Annotated in this window: 13 protein-coding genes; 2 read left to right on the top strand and 11 right to left on the bottom strand. The window is 53.8% G+C overall.

Annotated elements, in window-relative coordinates; translation table 11 throughout:
- The first annotated feature begins 83 nt into the window (after positions 1 to 83).
- Positions 84 to 737 (top strand): TetR/AcrR family transcriptional regulator, encoded by a 654-nt coding sequence (locus K6123_RS08820; RefSeq protein ID WP_221796733.1) that lies wholly within the window; start codon positions 84 to 86, stop codon positions 735 to 737.
- Between the two features lie 30 nt (positions 738 to 767).
- Here the strand turns inward: K6123_RS08820 and K6123_RS08815 are convergent, their stop codons facing one another.
- The 3 genes from K6123_RS08815 to K6123_RS08805 all read right to left on the bottom strand — a co-directional run bounded on the left by K6123_RS08815 (position 768) and on the right by K6123_RS08805 (position 4,103).
- Entirely contained in the window at positions 768 to 2,564 is a 1,797-nt protein-coding gene (locus tag K6123_RS08815; protein ID WP_221796730.1) for an ATP-binding response regulator, read from the bottom strand.
- 3 nt (positions 2,565 to 2,567) lie between these two features.
- Complete coding sequence (locus tag K6123_RS08810) at positions 2,568 to 3,197, bottom strand: response regulator (RefSeq protein ID WP_221796727.1); 630 nt, start codon at positions 3,195 to 3,197, stop codon at positions 2,568 to 2,570.
- A gap of 261 nt (positions 3,198 to 3,458) precedes the next feature.
- Positions 3,459 to 4,103: a DJ-1/PfpI family protein gene (locus K6123_RS08805; RefSeq protein ID WP_221796724.1), complete on the bottom strand. Its 645-nt coding sequence runs from the start codon at positions 4,101 to 4,103 to the stop codon at positions 3,459 to 3,461.
- Between the two features lie 83 nt (positions 4,104 to 4,186).
- Here K6123_RS08805 and K6123_RS08800 point away from each other — a divergent pair, with 83 nt between their 5' ends.
- On the top strand, positions 4,187 to 5,554 hold the full coding sequence (locus K6123_RS08800; RefSeq protein WP_221796721.1) for an aminotransferase-like domain-containing protein: 1,368 nt from the start codon (positions 4,187 to 4,189) through the stop codon (positions 5,552 to 5,554).
- A gap of 99 nt (positions 5,555 to 5,653) precedes the next feature.
- On the opposite strand, the gene K6123_RS08795 is transcribed toward K6123_RS08800, so the two are convergent.
- The 8 genes from K6123_RS08795 to xdhA form a co-directional block, all read right to left on the bottom strand.
- A complete protein-coding gene (locus tag K6123_RS08795; protein ID WP_221796718.1) occupies positions 5,654 to 7,156 on the bottom strand; it encodes an immunoglobulin-like domain-containing protein in 1,503 nt (500 codons plus the stop codon).
- A 138-nt stretch (positions 7,157 to 7,294) separates the two neighbouring features.
- Positions 7,295 to 8,482 carry a urate hydroxylase PuuD gene (locus K6123_RS08790; protein WP_221796715.1) on the bottom strand — a complete coding sequence of 396 codons (1,188 nt, stop codon included), beginning with the start codon at positions 8,480 to 8,482 and terminating at the stop codon, positions 7,295 to 7,297.
- Positions 8,482 to 9,798, bottom strand: coding sequence for a guanine deaminase (gene guaD / locus K6123_RS08785; RefSeq protein WP_221796712.1), 1,317 nt, complete (start codon positions 9,796 to 9,798; stop codon positions 8,482 to 8,484). Before guaD ends, K6123_RS08790 begins: the two co-directional genes overlap by 1 nt.
- A gap of 2 nt (positions 9,799 to 9,800) precedes the next feature.
- Positions 9,801 to 10,136, bottom strand: coding sequence for a hydroxyisourate hydrolase (uraH, locus tag K6123_RS08780; protein ID WP_221796709.1), 336 nt, complete (start codon positions 10,134 to 10,136; stop codon positions 9,801 to 9,803).
- A 20-nt stretch (positions 10,137 to 10,156) separates the two neighbouring features.
- On the bottom strand, positions 10,157 to 10,669 hold the full coding sequence (gene uraD, locus K6123_RS08775; protein WP_221796706.1) for a 2-oxo-4-hydroxy-4-carboxy-5-ureidoimidazoline decarboxylase: 513 nt from the start codon (positions 10,667 to 10,669) through the stop codon (positions 10,157 to 10,159).
- Entirely contained in the window at positions 10,666 to 11,580 is a 915-nt protein-coding gene (gene xdhC, locus K6123_RS08770; RefSeq protein WP_221796704.1) for a xanthine dehydrogenase accessory protein XdhC, read from the bottom strand. Before xdhC ends, uraD begins: the two co-directional genes overlap by 4 nt.
- Positions 11,577 to 14,033 (bottom strand): xanthine dehydrogenase molybdopterin binding subunit, encoded by a 2,457-nt coding sequence (gene xdhB / locus K6123_RS08765; RefSeq protein WP_221796700.1) that lies wholly within the window; start codon positions 14,031 to 14,033, stop codon positions 11,577 to 11,579. Before xdhB ends, xdhC begins: the two co-directional genes overlap by 4 nt.
- Positions 14,026 to 15,546, bottom strand: a complete 1,521-nt coding sequence (gene xdhA / locus K6123_RS08760; RefSeq protein ID WP_221796697.1) for a xanthine dehydrogenase small subunit — start codon at positions 15,544 to 15,546, stop codon at positions 14,026 to 14,028. Before xdhA ends, xdhB begins: the two co-directional genes overlap by 8 nt.
- Positions 15,547 to 15,715 lie beyond the last annotated feature (169 nt).

Raw genomic sequence — 15,715 nt, 5'->3', positions numbered from 1 at the left:
ACTTTACCGCCTTCGGGCGGCTTTTTCGGCTCTGGAGTGTTTAAGGCTACAATGCCTCATCTTTGTATAAACCCGACAGATCCATGCCATTAAATATCGCCTCTCATCGTAATGAGAAACCGGCTGGCGACATCCGTCAGCGTAACGAAAAAGTGATCATCGCCGCCGCCGAGCAGGAATTTGCTGCATTTGGCTTCAAAGGCGCCAGCATGCGCGAAATCGCCAGACGGGCGGATTTGCCAAAAGCCAATATTCACTACTACTTCAAGAACAAGCTGGGCCTGTATCTGGCGGTACTGAGCGACATCATCGATTTGTGGGACAGCAGCCTCAGCCGCATGACCGCTGACGATGACCCGTATGAATGCCTGCAACGCTATATTCGTCAGAAGATCGAGTTTTCCTGGAAACACCCGCTGGCATCACGCATCTTCGCCAGTGAAATCATCAGCGGTGGTCCGAATCTGGAGGGCTATTTCAGTGGCCCTTACGTCGAATGGTTCAACTCCCGTCTGGAAGTGTTCCGCGAATGGCAACGACGCGGCAAGATGGACGCCGAAGTTGATCCGACTCACATGATCTTTTTGCTGTGGTCCAGCACCCAGCATTACGCCGACTTCAACTTCCAGATCACTTCAGCGCTTAACAAGCCGGAAATGAGCCCGGAAGATTATGAAAGGGCCACCACCACTCTGACGCATATCATCCTCAACGGATGTGGTATTCGGCCGGGCTGATCGCTGCAGACGACCGACAGCAGCAACCTGTCAGCGGCTGCTGGCTTCGGTCTGGTACTTCGCCAGCATCCGGGACGCCTTGATTCTGAGGCGTGCCGGTTTGATCGGCTTGTGCATAAACCCCAGCTTGCGGGAGCTGATTTCCTCCACCACCTCAGGGCTGGTATCACCGGTGATGATCAGTGCTGGCAGCTGCGGCAAATGCTGATGAATCTGTGCCACCAGATCACAGCCATTGGCAATCCCCGGCATCCGGTAGTCCACCAGCAGCAGATCTGGCTGCAAGCCCTGTTCTATCGCCTCCAGTGCCGCCCCGGAACTGATAAAGCCATGGCAAATGCTGCCCCAGGAGTGCAGTAACTCCTTCATGGCGTCGACAATCACCATTTCGTTATCCACCACCAGCACTTTCAGGCCGGTGAAAATATCCTCTGTCAGGCTGATGCCGCGATCAGCAACAACGGGCTGCGGCAATGAGGCAGCCAATGGCAGTGTCAGCGTAAAAGTGGTTCCCAGCCCCGGACTGGACTGCACATCTAACGGATGATCGAGCATGGCCATGATGCGTCGCACAATCGCCAGCCCCAGACCCAGACCGTGGCGACGATCGCGTTCCGGGTTATGCACCTGAAAGAACTCATCAAAAATACGCTTGAGATCATCAGACGAAATACCCACGCCGGTGTCACGGATATGCAGCTGCACAAGCTGGTTGTCCAGTAGCTCGGTATCAACCGTAACGCCTCCTCTATCGGTATAACGAAAGGCATTCACCAGCAGATTGGTAAGCACCCGCTCCAGCAACACCGGGTCTGAATCTACCGTCAGATTGTTGCAAGCGAGCTGGAAATCCAGCCCCTTGAGCCGCGCTTCCAGTGCAAACTGGCTTTCCAGCTTGCCGATAATATCGTCGAGCCGGAAGTTCTGGCGACTCACTGTCACTATGCCGGAATCCAGTCGGGACACGTCGAACAGGGCATCCAGCAATTCATGTAATGAATCCACGCCCTGTTGGATATTTCGCAAGCCCTTGTGCTGTTCAACCGTATTCAGCTGACCCGCCAGCGACTCACTGTAAAGACCAATCGCCTGCAACGGCTGGCGCAAGTCGTGGCTGGCGGCGGCAAAAAAACGCGACTTTTCGAGGCTGGCGGCGTTGGCCCGCTCGGTTTGCTGACGCAGGTCTTCGATCAGATCGAGGTTTTCATATTGCAGCTGAATTGAACGATCCATAACCCGGTGAATAGTGCGACTGAAACCAAAGGTCGCCAGTAAATACACCGTTGCACCAAAGCCCATCCAGTTATAAAACTCCTCCTGAGCCAGCACCATGCGGGCAATCAGCGGTGTCATCAGGGCGGCTGCAAACAGCATATAGGACAGCGGTCGTGACGACAGCGATACCAGACTGCCAGCGATCATGCTGACAAAGGTCAGAATCAGGAAAGAGACGTTCTTGATTTCATTGGCATCAAAGAAGTGCCAGCCGGCTGCGCCCCAGATAAAACCAGTCAACAAGATCAACAGCATCTGCTGGCGGTCATACCCACGCAGCTCATCAGTGCCAGCCGCCTCCGCCAATTGCGGTTTATGCCACAAGAAATGCAACAGCCGCAGGGCCAGCAGAGCGACCAGTGCGCCTTCCCATAGCAGCACGGAATTCGCGTGGCGTTGCTCCCAAAAAATAATCAACAGCGGCATGCTGCCAAACAGGTTACCGAGCAAAATCAGCGGCGTGTTACGTTGCACAATGCGGATTTTTTCTGCTTCAACCTCGCTATCGAAAGTTGGTTTCGAGCGCTTGTCAGCAGCGGATCTCAGCGACATCAATCAGTCGAGCCCCAACTGGTGAGCCTTCTTGCTGGATTCAGAGCGACTCTTCGCCCCTAGCGCCATGAAGATGGCACTGAGATGGGTTTTGACAGTTGCCAGGCTCAGATGCAACTGATCGGCAATTTCAAGATTGGAAAGCCCCTTGCGCACCAGTCGCAACACTTCCAGCTGACGCGGCGTAAGATTATGCAGCGAAGCCCACTGCTCATCGGATAACGATGCCAAATCCTGCTCTTCAGCGGTTTCTTCGCTGTACACCAGCTGGCCGGCCAGCACAGCCTCAATCGTTTGCACAATACGCTGGCCAGAAGAAGATTTGGGGATAAAACTCATGGCTCCCAGAGATTTGGCACGACGAATATCGTCCGGGTCACGAGAAGCAGAAACAATAATAACGGGGGTCAGGTTTTCACGCCTGCCCAGCTCTTCCAGCAAGCTGAAGCCATCCATGATAGGCAAGCGCAAATCGATCAGGGCAATATCAAAATCGACCGCCAGCATCTGCTGCAGGGCATCACGACCATTGTGTACGGCTTCAACTTCGGCTTGCAGATCTGACGAACCCAGCAACATACCGCGCAGTCCGTCGACAAACATCTGGTGATCATCCACCAACAAAATCTTCATAGCAGATTTTCCCTAACCTTTCTGACAGCTGCCTATGATGCCGTACCAATCCGATCAGGAAGTAGATCTCAGTAACAAATTGGTCAATATTCACCCAAACAAGTGAATATAAACGCCAAAAACACCCGCCAACCAGCGAAATAAAGTCGGCGAGTATAGAAACCAGCCCGGCCAATCCCATCAGCCAAAAGGATGATTTAATTACGAATCGTTACAATTTCTCCAATGCGCAAATAATTGGCAAACTTCGACACCATCCAGTCAATGAATTGAAGGCTCTGCCGCCTGGCAAGCTGATCGAACAACATCCTGGAGATAGGGGGAGATATGACTGATTGCCCGTTCAACATAGGCAATTTTCTCCCCAACCGGGGCAACGTAATGCAATGCCTGACGAGCTGCTTCAAGACCTTTGAGACGGGCAATCACCCAGCCAGCCAGATACTGGGAAGCCAGGCAACCACCGGCTGTTGCCACATTGCCGACAGCAAAAAATGGCTGCTCAACGACTGCAACACCCGCTTCCTCAACCCAGGGTTTGGTGGTGAGATCGGTACTGGCTGCGCGCTCCGGCAGCAAACCCAGTCTGGCCAGCACTAAAGCACCTGAACACTGGGAACCAATCAACTGGCGCTCTGGATCCATTTTCAGACTATGCAACAAGTGCTCATCGGCACAGATTTCACGGGTTTTGACACCGCTGCCCACCAGTACAACATCGGCCTCACAGACCGCTTGCCAATTCATCTGAGAGTGCAGCACAACACCATTCATCGACGTAACGGTATCTGTTGGACAAGCGATAGAAACCGTCCAGTCCGGCGATTTCACCTGCCTGAGAATTCCCAACGCCAGCAACGAATCCAGTTCGTTAAAGCCATCAAAGGTCAAAATTGCAATATTCATAGCAGCTCCATGTTCGGTTTTGGAAGCCGCTATGCTATTAGCAGCAATCAATACAAAGAAAAAATTGTCATGGATACAATTGAATGGCCAAAGCACGCTACAAACAATTAGTTGATAGCCTGGCTGGCGATATTCGCAGTGGTCGCATTGCGCCCGGCAGTGCCTTGCCAACCCACCGCCAGCTAGCCAGACAACATAAAATGGCGCTGGTAACGGCCTCTCGGGTGTATGCAGAACTGGAAGCAATGGGGCTTATCAGCGGCGAGCCTGGCCGTGGCACCTTCGTCAAACAGCCGGATATTTCCGCCGCCCATGGCATCGACCAGCCTGTGGTCAGCAGTGATATGGTCGACCTCAACTTCAACAACCCGGCTTTGCCAGAGCAGACCCAGTTGTTACGCGAAGCCCTGCGGCAACTGTCTGTCGCCGGTGATCTGGAAGCCATTCTGAAATACCAGCCCCATGCCGGTCGCCCACACGAACGACTGATCATTGCCAACTACCTGCAACGCCAGGGCGTACAGGCAAAGGCAGATTCACTGTTTATTGTCAGCGGTGCCCAGCACGGTATAAGTCTTGCTCTGATGGCGTTATTCCGGCCCGGCGATGTGATCGCAGCAGATTCCCTCACCTACTCCGGCTTCAAGGCCGCGGCGGAGCTGTTTAATATCGAACTGGTTCCCATCCCGATATTACAGACAGACGAGTACCACGGCCCGGATTTACAGGCACTCGACAAACTTTGCCAACAGCGAGACATCAAGGCGATCTACACCATTCCAACGGTACACAATCCGTTAGGCTGGGTACTCGACCGCCACACACGGACAAGACTGGTCGAGATTGCCCGCCAGTACGATCTGCTGATTCTGGAAGACGCCGCCTATGCGTTTCTGCATCCCAGTCCGCCACCTGCGCTGATCAACCTGGCTCCCGAACGGACGTTCCACATCACGGGCCTATCCAAGAACCTGGCCACTGGCTTACGGATCGGTTTTCTGGTTGCACCAACACCGCAATGCGAACAGAGCAAACGCTGGTATCGAAACATCGAACGAGCGATTCGAGCGACGACCTGGAATACCCCGGCCCTGGTTACCCGGCTGGCCTGTCAGTGGATTGAAGATGGCACGCTGGAGAAGCTGCAGCAGGCCAAACGACAAAATGCCGCTCAAAGACAAGCAATTGCCCGGCAAATATTCGAAGGCATAACCCTTATCAGTCATCCAGCTTCCTATTGCCTGTGGATACCTCTCGGCAATGAGATTCGCGCCGATGCCATCCTGGCGGCCTTGCTACAGCAAAATATCGCCGTCTCCAGTGCCGAACCATTCGCCATCAGCCAGCATATTCCCCATGCACTCAGGATTGCACTGGCCTCGCCGAAGATAGCAGAACTGGAGGTAGCACTAAGGGCTGTCAAACAGGTATTAGACAGGTTTGATTGGTAGTAATAGCAAACGCCCTCTGACGAACTGCCGGCAGAGGGCGTTTTTAGTGTTTGCTGGTTATTGGCTTGCCGTCAAACAACCGCAATATTCAGATAAAAATTAATAGACGTAGTCATCACCAATGTACAGGGAACTCAAGGTATTGGCCGCAAATAAACTGTAATAATCATTACCAACAACATACACCTTCCCCTTATACATAAATGAATCCTGATATTTTTGAGAGTCCCCAATCATAAGAACATCCTGATAGACATCACTCTCGGTATCGTATCTATGAATTTGAAGAGTCCGGGTTTCCTGAGAAATTATCAGATATATATACTTCCCTGAACGTACAGCTGTATCAAACGACCCCAGGGAATTTAGGGAACTGATAAAAGACCATTCATTAGCCGAAATATCATAAACCTCGGCAGTATCCGAGGAATAATTACCGCCAAAAACATAGATACTGTCATCCACAACAGCAGATGCTCCACCGTATCGCTGCTGATTCATCCCTTGCTTTCGGGACCAGACTCCGTTTAAAAAATTATAGGTAACGGTGGTTGTACTGGCTTCCCCAAATTGATCAACTTCAACATGCCCACCAAAAACAAACAGCTCATCACCTACCACCTGAATTTCGGATGTCCATTCGAGGTACCACGGAGATTCAGATATCTTTTCAATGGAAAGCGTGTTTACATCTATTTCATATAGAACGCCTTCGGAAAATACATAATGCTGGCCATTATATGAGGCCGCATCAGCATAACCGGAGAGAGAATAATCAGAGTCTACTTTTTCGATTGTCTGATCCGATACAAGATCATATTTTTCAACATCTCCAGCATCAGAAACAATCATATAGTCACCAACAACGGTAGCAACGGGATTAAAATAGTCACCGGCCAATCCCATATGGGCCACTGGTTGCTGGGTTGTATCATCGAGAGTTACAAAGATTTCTTTATAAAAACCATAACCATCCGTAATTTCCAGGACTATGGACTCTTCACCCTCATAGTCATCATCATCCAGGATCTCAAGACTGAGATATGCAGTATTTTCACCTGCAGGAACAGTAATTTCAGAATCAACAAGATTAAAATCTTCAGTTTCCTGAGCAGTCGACAAACCTGAGACAGATATAGAAAGAACACGATCTAACTCATATGTATCATCAAAATTCAATTCATATGAATGTGTGTAGTAGCTTTCATACAAGGTTAAATCCTTGTCGCGTAATACCATAATCGACGAAAGTACAGTAATGATACGAGAAACAGAAGCCTGGTTACCCGCGCTATCTGACACCTTGTAGACCAACTCGTAACGACCTTCCTGACTCGTATCCACTTCACCGGAAACAGTGATGGCACTCGTTAAATTGCCATCAACATCGTCTTGAGCGGAAGCTCCCTGGTCAACATAATCACTGCCAAGAGTAACGGGTAATGAAGCGGAGCCAATCAGCGTAATGACGGGAGCAATAGAATCGGCAACATTGGTATTATCTCCGGTAGAATCTGAACCGCTTCCGCCACACCCGGACAAACTTACAGCTGCGGCCAATACAGCAAACCGTAGATACGACCAGCATAAATTCCCTTTCATTCTTTCTATTCCCTACAATAATTGACCAAGCGAATAATAGTGCCTGAAAAAAACCGACAATTCACCTGGTCAATTACTCAGCCCTGATCAGCGACCAGCCATAAAGCCGTCTGCCAATTTCAGGTTATCCAGACAAGATTATTGCTGTTCCAGCCAGCGTCCCAGCACGGCCCTCTCATCGTCGGTCATTTGGGTCTTGTTGAGGAATGGCATATCGTGGGTATGTACCGAACGCGCCAGAATACGATCTTTCATGGCCTTGATCTGGTCGAGATTGTCGAACATCACCCCGGCAGGTGCCACTTTGAAAACGTCGTCGGTGGCGTTGGCACTGTGACAGGCGGTACAGCGATCACCAATAATCGACAGCGCCTGAACGTCTGTTACCCGTGGGCCGTCAGTGGTTGCCGCAGCGGCCTGCTCTGCTGGTTTGGCCAGCCAGGCGATAACAACAAAGGCAGCCAGTGCAGATACCAGAATCATTGGTTTGGTCTTGCCATGATGACGCAGGTTGAAGAAGTGACGTGCCCAGGCACCGGTCAGGATCAATGCCGCCAGAATCAGCCAGCCGTATTCATGGCCGTAGGTGATCGGGAAATGGTTGCTGAGCATGATAAACACCACCGGAATGGTGGCGTAGTTGTTGTGGGTTGAACGCAACTTGGCCTTATTGCCGTAATAAGGGTCCGGAGTCTCTCCTTTGGCAGCCGCCTCTACCATCACCCGCTGTGACGGCATAATGGTGTTGAACACGTTACCAGCCATACAGGTGCCAATAATCGCACCGATGTGAATGTAGGCCGCGCGGTCGCCCAGCACCTGACTCAGTGCCCAGGCCATCACCGTCAGGAATGCCAGCATCACCAGGCCAAAGGCCAGATCGTGTTTGATCAGTGGCGTACGACAGGCGGCTTCGTAGAAACCAAAGCCGAGCAGCAATGAGCCAACACCAATGCCAATCGCCTGCCAGCTGGTCAGGTCAACCTTGGTGCTATCAATCATGTAGCTTTGAGCACCGACGTAGAACACCACAATCAGCAGCGCCATACCGGTCAGCCAGGTGGAATAGGCTTCCCATTTAAACCAGTGCAGATGCTTTGGCAGCGTCGCCGGAGCATTCCGGTACTTGGCGATTTCATAGAAACCACCGCCGTGAATGGCCCACAGGTCACCCTTGATGCCCTTGTCGGCTTTCTCTTTGGGCGGCGTTTCCAGTGAGTTATCCAGCCAGACGAAATAAAACGAGGCGCCAATCCAGGCAACGGCGGTGATCACGTGCAGCAGGCGCACCAGCAGGTGCAGCCAGTCGTGAATATAGGCTTCCATCAGTTGTCTCCCTCGACGGTAGCAGTGCTATGGGCCAGTTGGCCCAGAATGTAAGTGGCGGCGATCACGCGGTCGTCTCCCAGTGTATTAAGTACAAATAAAAGTTCTTTCAGGTTGCGGCAGTGTTCGGTACGGAACGCCAGGAAGTCGGTTGCCTGCGGGTCGAGCACAATAAAGTCGGCTTCCATCCCGGCCTGAAAACTGCCGATCTGATGATCCAGCGACAGCGCTTTGGCACCGCCTAACGTCGCCAGATACAAGGCCCGGAACGGATCCAGATTGACGTTCTGTAACTGCTGGATCTTGTAGGCATCGGCCAGTGAATCAAACGCCGAGAAACTGCTGCCACCACCCACATCGGAACCAATCCCGACCCGGATGCCGTAGTCATCCATTTTGCTGAGGTTGAACAGGCCGGAGCCGAGGAACAGGTTCGACGACGGGCAATGGGCAATCACCGAATCGGTCCTGGCCATGCGCTGACATTCGTCGTCACAGAGGTGAATGCCGTGGGCAAACACGCTGCGAGGCCCCAGCAGTCCAGCCTGATCATAAACGTCCAGATAGTGGCTTGATTCCGGGAACAGCGACTGCACCCAGGCCAGTTCATCGCGGTTTTCCGACAAATGCGTGTGCAGATACACGTCCGGATATTCTTCTAACAAGCGTCCGGCCTGAGCCAGTTGCTCCGGCGTGCTGGTCGGTGCAAAGCGCGGCGTTACCGCATAGCTGAGGCGGTCGACACCATGCCATTTTTCGATCAGTGCCTTTGATTCGCTGTAGCTGCTGGCGGCGCTGTCGAGCACGCTGTCCGGTGCGTTGCGATCCATCATCACCTTGCCCGCAATCATCCGCAGCTGACGCTGTTGCGCCACGGTAAAGAAGGCATCAACCGATTCCGGATGCACAGTACCGAACACCAGTGCGGTGGTGGTGCCGTTACGCAGCAGCTCGGTGCAGAAACGCTCGGCGATTTTGACGCCGTAGTCGTAATCGCTGAACTGGCTTTCAACCGGAAAGGTGTGGGTTTGCAACCAGTCCAGCAGCTGGGTGCCGTAAGCAGCGATCATTTCCGTTTGCGGGTAGTGAATATGGCAATCGACAAATCCCGGCATCAGCAGCTTGCCACGGTGATCAGTGATCACCGTGCTGCTGTCGAGCTGATCGACCAGACTGGCGTAGCTGCCAACCTGACGAATCAGACCGCTGTCATCAACCACCAGCAAGCCATCTTCGATGTATTGCCAGGCCTGTTCACCGGCATCTTTTGGGTCCGCCGTGAAGAACAGCAAGTTGCCGCGAAATGCGTTTGCCATGATCACGATCCCCGGTAGGTCGAATAGCTGAACGGGCTGACCAGCAGCGGAATATGGAAATGTTCGGCCGGGTTCTCAACACAGAACACCACTTCCGCCCAGGGATAAAACACACTCTGGCCCTGTTTGGCGAAATAGTCCTGCATTTCGAAACGGACCCGGTAAGTACCGGCTTGCAACGCGGGTTTGCCATCCAGCCAGTCACGAATACGGCCGTCGTCGTTGGTTTCGCCGCGAGTCAGCTCGACCCAGTTGTCCTGTTGCAGCAGCGCCAGTGACACCGGAATCGCCACACCCGGCTTGCCAAGCGCGGTATCCAGTACGTGAGTTGTAATCATGGTGAAGTCCTGTACTGCGCTCAGGCAGCAATATCGAGTAATTTGTTGATCCGGATGCGGGTGATTTTGGCCTGCTCATCGGCGGCGTTCTGCACCTCTACCGAACGCTCGTTACCGAGACGGGCCTGCAGCAGTGCCAGCATTTCAGCAGCACTCTTGCCGGTGGCACAGACGATAAAAATAAAGCCATAGCGGTTTTCATAATCGCTGTTGCCAGTCGCCAGCGCCTGGATCACCTCATCAGTCGCGTCGTTTACGCTGGACTGTTCACCGGCGGCCAATGCCTTGGTGCTGGCATATTTCTGTTTCAGAGAGGTCACATCACCAATCTTTGGATGGCCTTCAAAGGCTTCCAGATAATCGGCTTCTTCGAGGTCCTGCCAGATGCTGTCGGCAAGCTGATACAGCTGTTCGAGCGAAACAAATGGCCGCGCGGCGACCATGCCTTCGATCCAGCGGCTGGCAACACAACAGTTGGCAAACGCTGTAGCAGCATCGTCTGCCGACAGTTGGTTGAGTTGTTCGAGGTTCATGATTGAGACACCTTGTTGTTCTCTGTTGCCTGTGGAGAGGTTGCTAATTGGGGATTGGCACCGCGTTCAAGTTTGTCCTGCTTCATCAGTGCCTTCAGCGTTGGCAATGGCACACCGGTACTGCGAGCAGGTTTGCTTTGCTCGCTCTGGTACTGCTGAATCAGCTGGCCCGCCACCGAGACAGCCACTTCCATCGGCAACTTGCCGCCGACCTCAGTCAGGCCAATCGGGCAGATCAGGGTCGCCATTTGTGCTTCCGAAACGCCACTGCTGACCAGTCGGTGACGGAAACGGGCGGATTTGTTGGCTGAACCGATCACCCCGACCGAGGCAAAACGATCCAGCTTCAAGGCAGTTTCGGCGAGTCGGTAATCGAGGGCGTGGTCGTGGGTCAGAATCAGCACCCGACTGCCTGGCGCAGCGTTCTGCAGCAAGTCTTCCGGGGTCTCGGCATAGACGCATTCGATATGCGAAGGCAGGCTGCCTGACGCCGGGAACAGTTCTGGACGGTTATCGATCCAGCGAGTCGCCACCGGCAACTGGCCGAGAATCTGCACCAGCGCCTTGGCAACGTGGCCCGCACCAAACATCAACAGCTGGGCTTCACGCGCCGGGTAGCTTTCAAACAGCAGGGTGGCGTAACCACCACAGCATTGTCCCGCGTCGGCCCCCAGCAACACCTGCTTGATCAGCTGTTGCGGCTCATGGGCCAGCAGCAGTTCACGGGCAATATGGGTTGCCTGATATTCCAGCTGACCGCCACCGATGGTGTCGATGGTGTTTTCGTCGAGCACCAACATCTTGCTGCCAGCAGCGCGCGGGGTCGATCCACCGGTGCTGATAACAGTCACCAGCACATGGGGTTGCCCGCTACGCTGGCAGTCGGCCAGCGAGTCGGACCAGATCTTCATACGCTGACACCCTGATTATCCGTCTGTAATTGTTGACGTTGCACATCCATCACCGCCTTCAACACCCGCTCCGGTGTTGCCGGAGCATCAAGGTCCGGGCTGATGGAATAATTCGACAGGCTGCTGATGGCATCGCGCAGAGCTGACCAAACCGAGATGGCCAGCATGAAAGGCGGCTCGCCCACGGCTTTGGAGTTGTAGACCGTCTCCTCGTCGTTGGCGTGTTCGTACAGCTCGACGTTAAACACTGGCGGCGTATCGCCAATGGCCGGAATCTTGTAGGTCGCCGGGTTATTGCTCAGCAGGCGACCGTCTTCGTGCCACACCAGCTCTTCGGTGGTGAGCCAACCCATGCCCTGAATAAAGCCGCCTTCGATCTGACCACGGTCGATGGCCGGGTTAATGCTGCGGCCAACGTCGTGAAGAATATCCACACGGCTGACCTTGTATTCACCGGTCAGGGTATCCACCAGCACTTCGGAAACCGCAGCTCCCAGAGCAAAGTAGAAGAACGGACGGCCCTTGGCCTGACTGCGGTCGTACCAGATTTTCGGAGTGCGATAGTAGCCAGTCGAAGACAGCGAGATACGGCCGACGTAAGCGGCCTGAACCAGCTCGGCGAAGGTCATGCTGGTTGGCTCGTTTGAGTCGTCAGACAAGCCCCAGCTCACCACGCCGTCTTCGAATTTAATGGATTCTTCAGCAACGGATTTTTCACCTGCAAGAAACTCGACCAGCCGTTGCTTCAGTGTCAGCGCCGCATTCTGGGCTGCCTTGCCATTAAGATCAGTGCCGCTGGACGCTGCGGTTGGCGAGGTGTTCGGCACCTTGTCGGTGCGGGTCGCCGTGACCTGAATGGATTCCAGTTTGACTCCCAGGGTTTGGGCCACAATCTGGCCGACCTTGGTGTGCAGCCCCTGCCCCATTTCGGTACCGCCGTGGTTCACCTGAATCGAACCGTCGGTGTAAATATGGATCAGTGCCCCGGCCTGATTCAGATGCTGCAAGGTAAAGGAAATACCGAATTTGATGGGCGTCAGCGCCAGACCTTTCTTCAGAATCGGACTGGTTTGGTTGAATTCGGTAACGGCCGATCGACGGGCACGATAGTCACTGCTGGCTTCCAGCTGTTCGATAATCTCTGGCAGGTAATTGAATTCCACCTGCTGGTGATACGGCGTCATCGAACGTTCGGGATTGACCGTATCTGTGCCATATAAGTTGAGCTTGCGAACGTCGAGCGGGTCCTTACCCACCGCGCGGGCAATATCGTCCATCGCCCGTTCGATGATCATCATGCCCTGCGGGCCACCAAAGCCACGATAGGCCGTGTGCGACACCGTGTTGGTAAAGGCACGATGACCGGCAATCTTCGCATTCGGCAGGAAGTAGGCGTTGTCGGCATGGAACATGGCGCGATCGACGATGGCATCGGACAGGTCTGGTGAGTTACCGCAGTCGCCAATCACCTCTATGTCTGCTGCCTGAATCAGCCCCGCGGCGTCGATACCAATGCGATACTGGTTGGCAAACGGATGGCGCTTGCCGGTCATGATCATATCGTCCTGACGTGGCAGACGCAGCTTAACGGCCCGACCGGTCTTGTCGGCCAACAAGGCTGCCAGACAGGCCCACTGGGCTGCCTGACTTTCCTTACCACCGAAACCACCGCCCATACGGCGCATATCCACAGTGACGCGATTGAGCGGAATATCCAGTACTTCGGCCACCAGCTTTTGTACTTCACTGGGGTGTTGGCTGGAGGTGTACACCAGCATGCCGCCTTCTTCGGTCGGCATCGCCAGCGATACCTGACCTTCGAGATAAAAATGCTCCTGACCACCCACATGCTGTTTGGCTTCCAGCACCAGCGCGGACTGTGCAAATGCAGCATCAACATCGCCAAGGGTCATGTAATGGCTTGGTCGCACCAGAGTGTTTTCAGCCACGGCTTTACGTGGGTCGAGCAAGGGTTTGTTTTGTTCGGGAGCCTGTTGCTCGAATTCAATTACGGCTTTTTGAGCCGCCCGGCGCGCCTGCATTTCCGTCGTCGCGGCAACCACGGCTAACACCTGTCCGAAGAATTTCACCTCGGTTGAGGTCATCAGCGGATCGCCTGGGAATACCGGACCAATATCCTTATGGCCATGCACTTCGTCGATGGTCATCACAGTGACCACACCCGGGCTGGCTTTGACGGCGCTGAGATCGAGTTTGCTGAGGGTGCCTTTGGCAATCGGGCTGCGAATCACCGCAGCGTACAGGCCGTTGGCCGGTTCGATCAGGTCATCAACGTAACGGGCGCTGCCGGTGACATGCTGCACCGCGCTTTCGTGTTTGGATGGCTTGCCGACAGCACCGCTGACGACATTCACCCCCGCTACATCTGCACCGCTGCCATCATTCAACTGGCCAAGCGGGCTGCTGGCGCCCTGCAATTCAACCTTACGCATGGGCAGAGACCTCGCTTGCCAGAGTGAGTGACTGATCAGGGTACACGTATTCCAGCACCGCGCGAGTCAGCAGGTTCTGGGCGATTTGCAGCCGGTATTCTGCCGTTGCCCTAACGTCCGACAGTGGCTTGAGTGTATTGGCCAATTCGGCCTGTGCTGCCTTGATACCGTCCAGTGTGGCTGGTTGGCCAATCAGCGCCTGTTCGGCAGATTCAACTCTCAACGGCACAGCTGCGACACCACCAAAGCCCAGCCGGGCATCGACGATCAGGCCGTCTTCGACCTTGAACATAATGGCGGCCAGCACGGCGGAAATATCGTCTTCCAGCCGTTTGGAGACCTTGTAAACCCGGCGATGCCAGTCGGTTTTGGTCAACGGAATTTCAATCGCGGTAATCACACCGCCGGCTGGCAAGGTGGTCTGACGGTAACCGGTAAAAAAGCCATTCACAGGGATCACAGCTTCGCCTTCTGGAGAATGCACATGCAGCAAGGCATCCAGAGCCAGCAGTACCGGCGGGGTATCTCCAATCGGCGAGGCGTTGGCGACGTTGCCTGCGATAGTGCCCTGATTGCGCACCTGCAGCGCCGCAAAGCGCTCCATCATGGTGGCAAATTCCGGCAGTACTTGCTGGATATAAGGAATCGCCTCAGACAGCGACACCGCACCGCCGATAACCAATGCATCGTCGGTGAGAGAAACCGTTTTCATCTCTGCGACTGCGCCGGTGTACACCAGTACATCCAGCGGCTTCAGCATCTGGGTGTATTCCAGCGCCAGATCCGTGCCGCCCGCGACCAGCCGCGCCTGTGGATATTTCGCCAGCAGGCCGGTTAATTCACTGATGGATTGTGGCGAGAAGAAATGGCGTTCTGTTGGCGAGCCGCTATTGGAAGCAACCTCAGTAACAGAACCAGCGGCCGAATCCTGCGCCCGCAAGGCCATCAGCTGATGCCAGGTGTTGGCTTCCTGTTCATCGAACTGATCGGTTTCTTCAGTTGAGAGTACTGTGGCGGCCGCATCAATAATTGGCCGGTAGCCGGTGCAACGGCAAAGGTTGCCGCCTAACGCCAGCTCGATGTTATGACGTTGAGACTGGCTGGCAGGCTCAAAGTCCTGCACGACAGAGTCTGGCGCGTTTTTCTGCAAGGCAAACAGCGACATCACAAATCCGGGAGTACAAAAACCACACTGGGAGCCATGACAGTCAACCATTGCCTGCTGGGCGATATGCAGTTCCTTGCCCTGTTTCAGTGCTTCTACTGTGATCAGTTGTTTGCCATGCAGGCTGCCAACAAAGGTAATGCAGCTGTTCACGCTGCGATAACTGAGTTTGCCAGTAACGGCAGACGGCTCTGCCACCACAACCGTACAAGCACCACAGTCACCGGAGGCGCATCCTTCTTTGGTTCCTCTTTGCACCTCAATGGTGCGAAGATATTCAAGGATGGTCAAGTCAGGGGCAATATTTTCAATTTCCCGCAACTGATCGTTAAGTAAAAAACGAATCAAGGGTGATCCCTCCGGTTACTCGGCAAATTTGCCTTAAAACCTTTAAGTACATGATTTTTATAAGAATTTTTCAAATCCATCAAAATCATTCCCAAATTTAGTGGCTCAGGATGGAAACACTGCTGCAAGCCGCGCAAAACCTGACCGATCGGTCATGTATTGCATTTAG

Source organism: Oceanobacter mangrovi, from assembly GCF_019740315.1.
In the GTDB taxonomy this organism is placed as follows: Bacteria; Pseudomonadota; Gammaproteobacteria; order Pseudomonadales; family Oceanobacteraceae; genus Oceanobacter; species Oceanobacter mangrovi.
The sequence above is the reverse complement of the archived record's forward strand: the minus strand, read 5'-3'. Positions and strand labels throughout refer to the sequence as shown.

Bases quoted from the DNA above. Each gene is read 5' to 3' on its own strand.
- K6123_RS08820 (WP_221796733.1), top strand. From the start codon at position 84: ATGCCATTAAATATCGCCTCTCATCGTAATGAGAAACCGGCTGGCGAC.
- K6123_RS08815 (WP_221796730.1), bottom strand. From the start codon at position 2,564: ATGTCGCTGAGATCCGCTGCTGACAAGCGCTCGAAACCAACTTTCGAT.
- K6123_RS08810 (WP_221796727.1), bottom strand. From the start codon at position 3,197: ATGAAGATTTTGTTGGTGGATGATCACCAGATGTTTGTCGACGGACTG.
- K6123_RS08805 (WP_221796724.1), bottom strand. From the start codon at position 4,103: ATGAATATTGCAATTTTGACCTTTGATGGCTTTAACGAACTGGATTCG.
- K6123_RS08800 (WP_221796721.1), top strand. From the start codon at position 4,187: ATGGCCAAAGCACGCTACAAACAATTAGTTGATAGCCTGGCTGGCGAT.
- K6123_RS08795 (WP_221796718.1), bottom strand. From the start codon at position 7,156: ATGAAAGGGAATTTATGCTGGTCGTATCTACGGTTTGCTGTATTGGCC.
- K6123_RS08790 (WP_221796715.1), bottom strand. From the start codon at position 8,482: ATGGAAGCCTATATTCACGACTGGCTGCACCTGCTGGTGCGCCTGCTG.
- guaD (WP_221796712.1), bottom strand. From the start codon at position 9,798: ATGGCAAACGCATTTCGCGGCAACTTGCTGTTCTTCACGGCGGACCCA.
- uraH (WP_221796709.1), bottom strand. From the start codon at position 10,136: ATGATTACAACTCACGTACTGGATACCGCGCTTGGCAAGCCGGGTGTG.
- uraD (WP_221796706.1), bottom strand. From the start codon at position 10,669: ATGAACCTCGAACAACTCAACCAACTGTCGGCAGACGATGCTGCTACA.
- xdhC (WP_221796704.1), bottom strand. From the start codon at position 11,580: ATGAAGATCTGGTCCGACTCGCTGGCCGACTGCCAGCGTAGCGGGCAA.
- xdhB (WP_221796700.1), bottom strand. From the start codon at position 14,033: ATGCGTAAGGTTGAATTGCAGGGCGCCAGCAGCCCGCTTGGCCAGTTG.